At 58.2% G+C, this 11,761-nt stretch carries 10 protein-coding genes; 9 read left to right on the forward strand and 1 reads right to left on the reverse strand.

Going from position 1 to position 11,761, the window contains the following annotated elements; genetic code table 11:
• Nucleotides 1-50: 50 nt before the first annotated feature.
• From E1573_RS23865 to E1573_RS23905, 9 genes are all read left to right on the forward strand, one after another.
• Nucleotides 51-932: a LysR family transcriptional regulator gene (locus E1573_RS23865; protein ID WP_133217000.1), complete on the forward strand. Its 882-nt coding sequence runs from the start codon at nt 51-53 to the stop codon at nt 930-932.
• 114 nt (nt 933-1,046) lie between these two features.
• Nucleotides 1,047-2,426: an exodeoxyribonuclease VII large subunit gene (gene xseA / locus E1573_RS23870; RefSeq protein ID WP_133217001.1), complete on the forward strand. Its 1,380-nt coding sequence runs from the start codon at nt 1,047-1,049 to the stop codon at nt 2,424-2,426.
• A 3-nt stretch (nt 2,427-2,429) separates the two neighbouring features.
• Nucleotides 2,430-3,254, forward strand: coding sequence for a M23 family metallopeptidase (locus E1573_RS23875; RefSeq protein ID WP_133217002.1), 825 nt, complete (start codon nt 2,430-2,432; stop codon nt 3,252-3,254).
• 420 nt (nt 3,255-3,674) lie between these two features.
• Nucleotides 3,675-5,351, forward strand: coding sequence for a 2-isopropylmalate synthase (gene leuA / locus E1573_RS23880; RefSeq protein ID WP_133217003.1), 1,677 nt, complete (start codon nt 3,675-3,677; stop codon nt 5,349-5,351).
• 182 nt (nt 5,352-5,533) lie between these two features.
• Complete coding sequence (locus E1573_RS23885; RefSeq protein WP_133217004.1) at nt 5,534-6,934, forward strand: hypothetical protein; 1,401 nt, start codon at nt 5,534-5,536, stop codon at nt 6,932-6,934.
• A gap of 9 nt (nt 6,935-6,943) precedes the next feature.
• The gene (locus E1573_RS23890; RefSeq protein ID WP_133217005.1) at nt 6,944-8,086 is read left to right on the forward strand and encodes a merozoite surface protein 3b; all 1,143 of its coding nucleotides are present in this window, start codon (nt 6,944-6,946) and stop codon (nt 8,084-8,086) included.
• A complete protein-coding gene (locus E1573_RS23895) occupies nt 8,083-9,090 on the forward strand; it encodes a DUF6384 family protein (protein ID WP_256659609.1) in 1,008 nt (335 codons plus the stop codon). Before E1573_RS23890 ends, E1573_RS23895 begins: the two co-directional genes overlap by 4 nt.
• 140 nt (nt 9,091-9,230) lie before the next feature.
• Complete coding sequence (locus tag E1573_RS23900; protein ID WP_133217007.1) at nt 9,231-9,494, forward strand: hypothetical protein; 264 nt, start codon at nt 9,231-9,233, stop codon at nt 9,492-9,494.
• A complete protein-coding gene (locus E1573_RS23905) occupies nt 9,491-10,966 on the forward strand; it encodes a DUF6384 family protein (RefSeq protein ID WP_133217008.1) in 1,476 nt (491 codons plus the stop codon). The genes E1573_RS23900 and E1573_RS23905 overlap by 4 nt, the downstream gene beginning before the upstream one ends.
• A gap of 104 nt (nt 10,967-11,070) precedes the next feature.
• Here the strand turns inward: E1573_RS23905 and E1573_RS23910 are convergent, their stop codons facing one another.
• Entirely contained in the window at nt 11,071-11,745 is a 675-nt protein-coding gene (locus tag E1573_RS23910; RefSeq protein WP_133217009.1) for a bifunctional 4-hydroxy-2-oxoglutarate aldolase/2-dehydro-3-deoxy-phosphogluconate aldolase, read from the reverse strand.
• Nucleotides 11,746-11,761 lie beyond the last annotated feature (16 nt).

Here is an 11,761-nt window from a genome sequence, read left to right on the forward strand (position 1 = left end):
CGACTAATATGCATTTACGCCACCAGCCATCTTGAAACGGCATACCGCTAATGATCTCTACCCGCCAGTTGAGGTACTTCGTCGAAATCGCCGAAAGCGGCAGTTTCAGCGCCGCTGCCGAGCGTCTGTTCATTGCCCAGTCGGCCCTGAGCCGGCAGATCAAAGAACTTGAGTCGCACCTCGATACCTTGCTGTTTGAGCGCACTGCTCGCCAACCTCGACTGACAGCTGCAGGGCAGGCCTTTTTGCCGAGGGCGCGTACCTTGTTGATTGACCTGGACAAAGCCGAACGCCTTGCTCGGGAGGTCGGCCAAGGCGTACGCGGCAACCTGCGCCTCAATCATTCCAGCACCGTGCCATTGACCGGGCACCTGCTGAGCCGGCTCAGCGGTTATCTGAAAAGCCACCCGGAAGTTGCCATGGAGATCGCCCAGCAATCCTCTGAGGCACAGCTTGTAGAGCTTGCAGAAGACCGCCTTGAAATAGGCCTGCTGCGCTTGCCGGTGCTGCGCCAGCATGAAGGGCTTTGTGTGCAGCCGCTGTTTGACGAGCCGTTGTTGCTGGCCGTCTGCGAGGATCATCCGCTGGCCAGGCACTCCAGCGTTAGCGTGGCGCAGTTGCGTGATGAGGCCTTTATTTCCATCCCTCATCACCAACGCGGTGGCTTGAGCTATTTGTCTGCCGAGTTGTGCATGGCGGCGGGTTTCTTTCCGAAAGCAGCACGGGTGGTGTCGCGCAAGACCACACAGTTGCAGTTGATCCAGGCAGGTTTTGGTGTGGCTTTGTTGCCGCAATGCATGCAGGAGATTGCTCCGCCATCACTGCGGTTCATTGCCCTGACGGATGAAGGATGCCGCAGTACGGTGGCGCTGGCCTGCCGCCGTGATGCCGGGCCATTGGTGCGCCAGGTTGTCGAACACATGGCTACGTAGGAGTCAGCTTACCCAGCGATTGCATTCTGTCTGACACATCGCATCGCGGGGCAAGCCCGCTCCTACCGGTGATGGAGTGCCACGCCAAGGCACATTCCTTTATGATGCTGCCCCATGATCAAAGACCCTTTCGAAAGACTCGGCCTGGACCGCGAAGTCCTTACCGTCAGCCAGCTCAACGGCCGCGCCCGGGTGCTGCTCGAAGATGTGTTTCGCAATGTCTGGGTTGAAGGCGAGATATCCAACCTCGCCCGCCCAGCCTCCGGCCACGTCTATTTCACCCTCAAAGACAGCGGTGCTCAGGTGCGCTGCGCCTTGTTTCGCCAGAATGCGGTGCGGGTTCGTCAGGCCCTGCGCGACGGCCTGGCGGTCAAGGTGCGCGGCAAGGTCTCGCTGTTTGAAGGCCGTGGCGACTATCAACTGATCCTCGACACAGTCGAGCCCGCCGGCGATGGTGCGCTGCGCCTGGCATTTGAAGCACTCAAGGAAAAGCTCGGCGCTGAAGGTCTGTTCAGTGCCGAGCGCAAGGTGGCCCTACCCGTCCACCCGCAACGCATCGGCATTGTCAGCTCGCCAACCGGTGCGGTAATCCGCGACATCATCAGTGTGTTCCGCCGCCGCGCTCCGCAAGTCGAACTGACCCTGATTCCAACCGCCGTGCAAGGCCGAGAAGCGATCAATCAGATCGTCCGCGCGCTGCAATTGGCCGACAGTGGTGGCTTCGATGCGCTGATCCTGGCCCGTGGTGGTGGTTCGCTGGAAGACCTCTGGTGCTTCAACGAAGAGGCGGTGGCACGAGCGATTGCCGCCTGCGTTACACCGATCGTCAGCGCTGTCGGCCATGAAACCGATGTATCGATCAGTGACTTTGTCGCCGATGTACGCGCCCCAACGCCGTCGGCCGCTGCCGAGCTGTTGGCGCCGGACAGCAGCGACTTGCAGCGACGCATCGACAGCCTCAAGCGACGCCTGCTACTGCGTATTCAAAGCCGTCTGAGCCATGACCGCCTGCGCCTCGACAGCCTGACCCGACGCCTGCGCCACCCCGGCGAACGTCTGCGCCAACAAGCGCAACGCCTGGATGACCTGGACATGCGCTTGCGCCGAGCCTTCGAACAACGCCTGAATCAACGCCGCGAGCGTTTGGCCCGCCTCGACACCCGCCTGGCGGCGCAACATCCTGGTCGCACCCTGGCCCTGCTCAAGCAGCGCCTGGACAGCCTGTCCGAACGCTTGCCCCGAGCCATGCGCGAAACACTTAAAGACCGTCGTCAGCGCCTTCAGGCACATATGCAGACCCTGCATGTGGTCAGCCCTCTGGCTACTTTGGGACGCGGCTACAGCATCCTGCTCGATGAGCGCGGCCAGGCCATTCGTAGCGCCGCCCAGACCCAAAACGGTCAGCGCCTGAAAGCCCGCCTGGGCGAAGGTGAACTGCAAGTACGCGTTGAAGACAACCACCTGACCCCGGTCACGCTTTCATTACTGGACTGAACCATGCCTCGTCTGTTTGCCCCGCTGATGCTGCTGTGCCTTATGTTCGCCAGCAGCGCCCAGGCCAGCTACATCACCCGTCAACTGAACAAACCGGTCCCCGGTGGCGTGGCAGTCATCAACCTGGGCCCAGCCGCCCAGGCACCCAGCGCTCGCTTTGATGGCAAACCGGTACTGGTGGTCAAAGAGCAGGACAACTGGCTGGCTATTGTTGGCCTGCCGCTGACACAAAAAACTGGCCCGGCACAGCTCACCCAAGGTACGCGTACGCTGAACTTTACTGTGGGCAGCAAGAAGTACCCGGAGCAGCGCATCACCCTGAAGAACAAGCGTCAGGTCAACCCTGACCCGGCCGACCTCAAGCGCATCGACGCCGAGCTGGCCGAACAGCTCAAGGCCTACCGCAGCTTCAGCCCGACCTTGCCCAGCAACCTGCTGCTCGACAAACCGGTCAATGGCCCACTGTCGAGCAAGTTCGGCGTACGCCGCTTCTTCAATGGCGAAGAGCGCAACCCGCACGCCGGCCTGGATTTCGCCGTGCCCGCCGGTACCCCGATCAAGACCCCGGCCAATGGCAAAGTGATTCTGGTGGGCAATTACTTCTTCAATGGCAAGACCGTGTTCGTCGATCACGGCCAGGGCTTTATCAGCATGTTCTGCCACATGTCGAAAATCGACGTGAAGCCTGGCCAGCAGCTGAGTCGAGGAGCCATCGTCGGACGGGTCGGCGCAACCGGGCGTGCCACCGGCCCACACATGCACTGGAATGTCAGCCTCAACGATGCACGGGTAGACCCAGCTATTTTCATCGGTGCCTTCCAGCCCTGATCGAAACCAGTAGGAGCGGGCTTGCTGTGGGAGCGGGCTTGCCCCGCGATGCGATGTAACAGACAGTCCGCAATCGCGGGGCAAGCCCGCTCCCACCGGCGCACTGACAGCGGATTTCTCAAGCTCGCCGCTCACCGCAATAAAATATGAGCTACCACCAATTAGCCGCTATTAAATTTCGACTTATTGGTTTTTTTAAGCATTCCTATCAATTTTTTCTCAACGCTTGCCATCTTTAACCCCACTGGGTAGGGTTGAAGGCATGAAAACCTTTCAGACCCTCATTCTGCTTCGCCAACATCGCAGCCTCTGCCTGGTCAGTGCACGACTACCAAGCTGAATCGCGTCGCCTCGCCTTTTCATCTCGTTTTCGTTCGGCAGGCCACCTTCATCAGGCCGCACACTAAAGGATTGCTTTTCATGACCATGCTCAAAGACCCTTCGAAAAAATACAGCGCCTTCCCTACCGTCAACTTGCCTGACCGTACCTGGCCATCGAAGACCATCACCCAGACGCCAATCTGGTGCAGCTCCGACCTGCGTGATGGCAACCAGTCGTTGATCGAGCCAATGGATGCGGCGAAGAAGCTGCGCTTCTGGAAGACCCTGGTCAGTGTCGGCGTGAAAGAGATCGAGGCCTCCTTCCCTTCGGCTTCGCAAACCGATTTCGACTTCGTTCGTACCCTGATCGAAGATGGCCATATTCCGGATGACACCACCATTCAGGTGCTGACCCAGGCCCGTGAAGACCTGATCGCTCGCACCTTCGAATCGTTGCGCGGTGCGAAAAAAGCCATCGTCCACCTGTACAACGCCACCAGCCCGTCGTTCCGCCGCATCGTTTTTAACCAAGACAAGCAAGGCGTGAAAGACATCGCGGTGAACGCTGCCAAGCTGTTCGTCAAATATGCCGCCCAGCAACCAGAAACCCAGTGGACGTTCCAGTACTCGCCTGAAACCTTCAGCGCCACCGAACTGGAATTTGCCAAGGAAGTCTGTGACGCCGTGATCGAGGTGTGGAACCCGACGCCTGAGCACAAGATCATCCTCAACCTGCCGGCCACCGTTGAAGTCTCGACGCCGAACATCTACGCCGACCAGATCGAGTGGTTTGGCCGTAACGTCAACCGTCGTGACAGCGTGATCATCAGCCTGCACACCCACAACGACCGTGGCACTGGTGTCGCCGCTACTGAGCTGGGCTTGATGGCCGGTGCCGATCGCGTTGAAGGCTGCCTGTTCGGTAACGGTGAGCGTACCGGTAACGTCGACCTGGTGACCTTGGCCTTGAACCTCTACACCCAAGGCCTGGACCCACAACTGGACTTCTCCGACATCGATGGCGTGCGCAAGGTAGTTGAGGAGTGCAACCAGATTCCGGTGCACCCACGTCACCCGTATGTTGGCGACCTGGTCCACACCGCTTTCTCCGGCTCGCACCAGGATGCCATCCGCAAAGGCTTCAGCCAGCAGAAAGACGATGCCAAGTGGGAAGTACCGTACCTGCCGATCGACCCGGCCGACATCGGCCGCAGCTACGAGGCGGTCATCCGCGTCAACAGCCAGTCGGGCAAAGGCGGTATCACTTACCTGCTCGAACAGGAATACGGCATCAGCTTGCCACGCCGCATGCAGATCGAGTTCAGCCAAGTGGTTCAGGGTGAAACCGACCGCCTCGGCCTGGAAATGACTGCCCAGCAGATCTACAGCTTGCTGCACCGCGAATACTTGCAAGCCAACTCGCCATACGCTCTGGTCAGCCACCGCTTGCAGGAAGAGAACGGCAACAGCAAGGTTGAAGTTGAAGTGTCCAGTGAAGGTGAAACCACCCTGCACTGGCACGGCAAAGGCAACGGCGCCCTGGAAGCGCTGGTCGCAGGCTTGCCAGTGGCCGTGGAAATCATGGACTACAACGAGCACGCCATCGGTGCCGGCACCAACGCCAAAGCTGCTGCGTACATTGAATTGCGCGTTGCCGGTGGCCGTCCGGTGCACGGCGTAGGTATCGATGAGAACATCACCACCGCCAGCTTCAAGGCACTGTTCAGCGCCCTGAACCGCTCGCTGACGCAACAGGCTGCAAGTAAAGCCGCCTGACGCTAAGCCCGTTGCACAAGAGCCCGCCTATTTCAGGCGGGCTTTTTTTTAGCGCAATTTTAAAACGCCATCACTTTGATCTTAGGCGTCGTTATACTGCGGCTCAGTTCCACATTTGTAGACATACCCACACCTGTAAGGACGCAGATGAACCACGCGCAGCCCTGCTCCAAGGTCAAGCCATGAAGGGCATGGCTTCCAGCACCTTGATGGCTATCGTCGAAGATCATTCCCGTAGCTATGAGCTACGCATGAACGAGGCCGATCATGCCCGGTTGCCCCTCGTGGAACGCTACCTGCGCATACAGCAGGAACTCATCGACTACCTCAGCCCGATCGTTGCTCACACCTTCCGCCCCGTATCCGGTGCTCAGGCAACGATGGCCCAACGAATGAACGCCAGCCGTGCCGAGCATGAACGCCTGCGCAAGCTGTTGGCCGAACAGGAACGGGATATCGCCCAGGCGCTACGCAGCTCCAGGGAAGTGCGCACACAGCGCGATGAAATCGACCGCCAGGCACAGGCCAGGCTGGAGCGCTCACCTGAGTACCAGCGCGCGTCGCAACACCTTCAGCATGCGCTGGCCGCCGAGCAACAAGCTGAAGCGGATTACGCCGAAGTGCTCGCCGAATGCACCGCCAAGCTTCCACAGTACCAGGTGCACCCGATCTACACCTTTTTGCGACATCGTCACTACGGCATGGCCGAGTACAGAGGCGGCCGTGTAGCACGCGTACTCGACGACTGGCTGGCCAAGCGGGTCAACTTTCGCAGCAACCTGGAAAACGAGCGGACGTTGTGGGAAATGCAGCACTACAACGAAACACTGCGAAGCGAACGGCAAGCCAATCTGGAAGCATTGCAGCAGAGCATGTACGACCTGCAAGACGAAGCACAGCGCACCGCGGGCAAAGAAGCGCTCAACATCAAGCAGAAGCTGCTCACTCGCCAGCTATTCGCCGCCAAACAGCGTGCCAAAGAACTGCAGGCTGAGCGCTTGCCGCTGATCACCAATGAAGACCCAGACTTTCAGGCAGGGTTGCAATTGATCAGCGAGCAGACCGGTGGCAAAAGCATGAAGGACGTGCTGGAAGAGCTGACTCCGGTGCTGGCCTCAAACCCACAAGCAGGTGCACGCTTGCAAGCCTTGTGCACTGAGCACCAAAACATCCTTCAGGAACTGGACAACTGCTACGAGCAGCAACTCGCCGCCGATGATGCCTTCGCACTGGCCAAAGACCTTGAGATCGAACTGCGGCACTACCTGTTCGGTGACGTAGAGTGCGACGAAGACTGCGACTGCGAGTGCCACTGCACGCCTCATTTGCACGGCTGTTCAGATGAAAGTTGCAACGTTCAGGACTGCAACTGTTCGTGTCACCAGGAGTGCGTCTGCGGCTACAACTACGACAGCGGTGAATACTTCAACGCCTCGCTGGACGTCGCTCAGCTGCTGAGCAGTTACATGAAACGCGATATCACCCTTGATTACCTGCTGGGCCTGCTCGATGCCCAGTTCCTGCCCGACGACGAAACAACCCCCTACCTGCATTCGTCAGCCACCGGCTGCGCCACATCGTAAGGACACCCCATGAGCCAATACCTGGAAAAGGCCCTCAGCAACCTGCGCAGCATCGGCATCAATTTCCTGCAACCCGCCCAGGATGCGCCGGTGCTTGCCCTGCTGGACCGTGTTGCCGACTACGACAACACACGGGTCACGTCGATCGCTACCGTGTTGCAACAATCGACCGCGTTCAACACGATGGTGCGCGAGCAAATCGAGGGCATGGACATCTCCACCCGCTTCATGGACATCACCGACAGCTTCACCTCGGTGCGTGAAGATGCCGCAGACATGGCCGGCTGGATGGACGACGGGCGCCTGGACACCGTTGAGCGGCTCAAGCTGGCGTGGATGAACGTACGTCGTGGTTCTATCCCCAGCCGCTTCAACGATATCCGCGAGCATTACCTGCAAGTGTGCAAATCGGCCAACGACCAGATCTCCCGCGAGAACGTGATCCTTGAGTCCTACATGGACTTCCGCCTGGCGATGAAAACCGCAGAAGTCGATGCCCAGGAAGTCCTGGCTCTGGCTGGCAAGGTACTGGCCGAGCGCACCCGTCAGCTGGATGCCGCCAACAATGCAGTGGCGGCCGCCGAAGGCCAAGAGCCGGCTCGCCGTGCTGCCCTGGAACTGAGCCGTGATGAAGCCGTGCGTGCCTTGCAGAATGAAGACAAGCGCTATCAGATCATCAAAGACATCGCTGATGACCTGCGCGTGGGCTACAACACCGCCGAAATGGTGTTTGCCCGTATCAGCCAGGTGCATGTGATCAAAGAGCGCCAGTACCAGCGTATGGTCTCGTTCTTCTCCACCAACGAGGTGGTACTCACCAGCCTGGCCGTGTCGTTCACCGCCAACAGCGGCATGGCCGAGGCGACCCAGACCCTCAACGCCACCACCGAAGGTATCAGCAAAGGCCTGGAAGCCCTGGGCGGGCTTGGCAACCAGCAACTGGGCGCTGCCGTCAAAGCCAGCTACGGCTCAACCTTGCGCGTTGACGCAGTGCGCTCACTGGCTCAGGCCATGCTGACGTTCCAGAACGACATGAAAGGCCTGACCGACACCTACCGTGCCGAGTCGACCAACGCCGCCCGGGAAATCGCCGCCTGCGTCGAAGACGCCAAGCGTTCCTTTGCCGACTTGCTGGCCAAGGCCGGGCAATGAAGCGGGGATCACTCTCCGAACAGATGGGGGCCATGGCCCTCGTCGACCAGCTTCGCCATCAGCAACGACAAATGCGCGAGCACCTGGACCTGCACCGGCGCCGCACGGAAGTCGCCGAGCGGATCAGAGCGTATTACCAGCAGCAGGGCATCGAGTGTGACGATGCCCTGGTGGAACAAGGCGTACGCGAGTTCTTCGACCGCCGCCTGATGTTCGAGGCCCCTACGCTGTCGAAAACAGAACGGCTGATCGCGTGGCTGTTCATGCGTCAGACGCAGTTCAAGCACGGTTTGATCTGGATATTGATTCTGGCTCTGGTTATCGCCATCAAGAGCTGGACATTGGTTGCCGACAGCCCAAGCGCTGCCCAGGCACCAGCCAAGCCCCAGTCCGTGCAAGCGCCAAAGGTTGCTGGCACATCAACTGAAAGCGCCAACATGCAACGCTACAAGGCGCAGCTCAAGCGCTTGGCGAGCATGCCGCTCCCGACAGGCCTGCAGGCGCTGATGGATTCCTATGCGCTACGCGTTAAGACCATCATCGAGAAAGGTGATCCTGGGTACGTGGAGGATGTACTCGTGGAAATGGAACGCCAAATGGACTTCCTGGGAAATGAATACCTGTTAGAGCTGGTCGACCAGCCGGGCCAGCAGACCGGTTTTGAACATTGCGCAGACCGTGCACTGTGCAAGGCCTCAAAAACGGCCGGGCGCAAATGGTACCTGATGGTCCAGGCGGTCGATGGCAAAGGCAATGTCGGTCACATCCCCTACTGGCGTGAAGATGTTCAGGAAATGCGGGTTCACACCTCTATCGCGGTACAGGTGACCCACGAAGCGTATCTCCAGGCGCTGAAAGACAAACACGACAACGGTCGCATAGACCAACGCGACATCGGTTACAAACCGGCTTACACCATGGACCTGGCGTTCGATGAGCGGACGCTCGACGAGCCCCTGATCGATGAGGACTCGCCGGGACTGAACATTACTCATAGCTTTTGAGAAACCAATCGCGGGGCAAGCCCGCTCCTACCGGTGGGAGCGGGCTTGCCCCGCGAAGCGATGTAACTGACGCCTCGGGCACTTTTATTAAGCGTGTAACTCAAGCAACGCACATCAGAAAAGGACACTGGATGACCAGCATGCATAGCCCCCACCGGGACTACGACGATATCCAAAAGGAGTGCCAGGAAAAACTCCGTGCATACAACGAAAACCAGGCTTATGTATTCCTGCGTAATCGTGGCTATGGCACCGATGAGTATCACTACAGCCTTTTCCAACGCTGGCTTGATGACATGCTGGCCAAGCGCGTCAATTACAGGGCCAATCGCCAGAACGAACTGATGCTGCTGGCGATGCAAGCACGCAATCAGGCCCTGGCCAACGAGCGCGCCACATCATGAGAAAGGTACCTCTGTCCGAGAAAGTAGGCGCCCTGGCCGTCGTCGATGAATTGCGCCGCCAGCAAATGGAAGTTCAGGAACACCTGGACCTACCCAAACGCCGCGCCGAAATCGCTGCGAGTATCCGCAACTACTATCAAAGCCATGACATCGCCTTCGATGACGAGTTGATCGACCAGGGCGTGCGCGAATTTTTCTCTCAACGACTGGTTTTCGAGCAACCAGCCCTGAGTTGGTCCGACAGATTGCTGTGCCGCTGGTTACTAAGGCGCGACAAGCCCGAGCGCACCTCTCCAGCACAAGCCAAACAGCGCACTACCAGCTGGTGGTCTAAGCACTGGATGACTAAGACCAAGGATGTGTTCGTTGCATCGGTAATCATCTCAAATGTGCTGCTGATATCACGCTGCAGTATGCATGTAAACGACAGAATGAAGGCAGAAGATGCTATCGAGACTTTCTCCAGCCTCGGCCGGAAGCTCAGTGACTATCGGCAGTGGCACCGCAAAAATCCTGGTGTGCCGGTTAGCCCAGAATTGTCGGACAGCTTGATCCAATACCAAAAGTTGGCGGATCTAATTGGATTACAAGCGTATAAGAGCGAAGAATTCTCGCTAAGGCAGCAGTCTCAGAAAGACTTGGTGGACGATAAGCAAAAGCGGCTGGCCGCTGAAACCCAGTTGCAGCATATCCAACAGAACCTTGACGAGATAAAGAGTATCTTCGACGCCCGTCTGGAGTTGTCAAAAACTCTTGAGCAACCGTTTTACGAAAAAGCAGCTTGGCAATTTTCTGTGATCACACAGCAGACCGAAAAAGCAAGAAAAGCCATCGAAGCAATCAACACGCAGGGTTATACCCCAGCACGCAATGAGATCAACCAACTCTATAAATTGCTGGATGAAGCTAAGCAACTGCAGAATGTCATCCAGTCGCAAGCCACGTTTGATCGCCGAGCACGCCAGCTGAAACTAAGTGGCCAGGACGCCCGACAACTGCAGGCGCTATCCATGCGGGTTTCCAACGCTGTTGGTGCGTTCTCCGCAACGGACGCCACCCACCTGATGGGTCGTTTCGAAAGGACGGTGGAATTCGCTGAGCAGCCTCTGACACTCGACATCGTCGACAAAGACGGCATCAGGCCAGCAATTGAACGCTGTGACGAACAAACCTCCTGCAACCTGGACGACGACTCAACCCAGGGTAAACGCTGGTATGCAATTGTCGAATCCCGTGATGCGCTGGGCAAATGGGCTTACACCTCGATCCTCGACCCAGATACAGGCGAGTGGAGATCGCACGAATCTTTCGGCATTCAAATCAGCCATGCCGAATACCTGAGAATCAAAGAAGACCGACTCAGTGACGGACAAGTCGACAACCGAAAAATGGGCTACAAAGCAGCCAATGCGTTGAGCATGACATTCAACAATCGGGTGGTGAAAAACGCCGACCTGATCCTGACCTGGTAAATCGATCAAGGTCAGCGTAGAACTGACCACTTCTGAGCGGCTAAAAAAAAACGGTGCGCCGACCAAGCGCACCGTAAAGCCGTGTAGCACACAACGAATTCAAATCAGCTCAAAAGCTCCATGGCCTGCGCACTGCATTCGGTAATCCGCGACCACTCGCCATTCTTGATCCAGTCACTGTTAAGCATCCAGGTACCGCCCACACACATCACATTGGGCAGTGCCATGTAACTTTGCACATTGCTCAGATTGACCCCACCGGTAGGGCAAAAGCGCACGTCGCCAAACGGGCCGGCGAAGGCTTTGATCGCGGCCACGCCGCCGCTGATCTCGGCAGGGAACAACTTGAAGCGCCGATAGCCCAGGCAGTAACCCATCATGATTTCCGACGGTGTGCTGATACCTGGAAGCAACGGAATGTCGCTGTCGACACCCGCTTCGAGCAACTCCTGAGTGATCCCTGGCGTGACGACAAACTGCGCCCCAGCCGTTTCAACGGCGGAAAATGTCTTGCGATCCAGTACCGTACCGGCGCCGACGCACAGCTCCGGGCGCTGTTCACGCAGGACCTGGATGGCCTTCAAACCGTGCGCTGAACGCAAGGTGACTTCCAGGGTCTTGATACCCCCGGCCGCCAGGGCGTCGGCCAATGGCAGGATGTCGCTTTCACGGGCGATGGTGATCACCGGCAGAATGCGCGCCTGGGTGCAGATCTGATCGATCCGGGCAATCTTGTCGGTCATCGAAACTCCCGGCTGTTTCAGTTCATGCGTGGTCATAACGGTGGATCCTTGG

The sequence above is a fragment of the Pseudomonas sp. H9 genome (assembly GCF_004353925.1).
Classification (GTDB): domain Bacteria; phylum Pseudomonadota; class Gammaproteobacteria; order Pseudomonadales; family Pseudomonadaceae; genus Aquipseudomonas.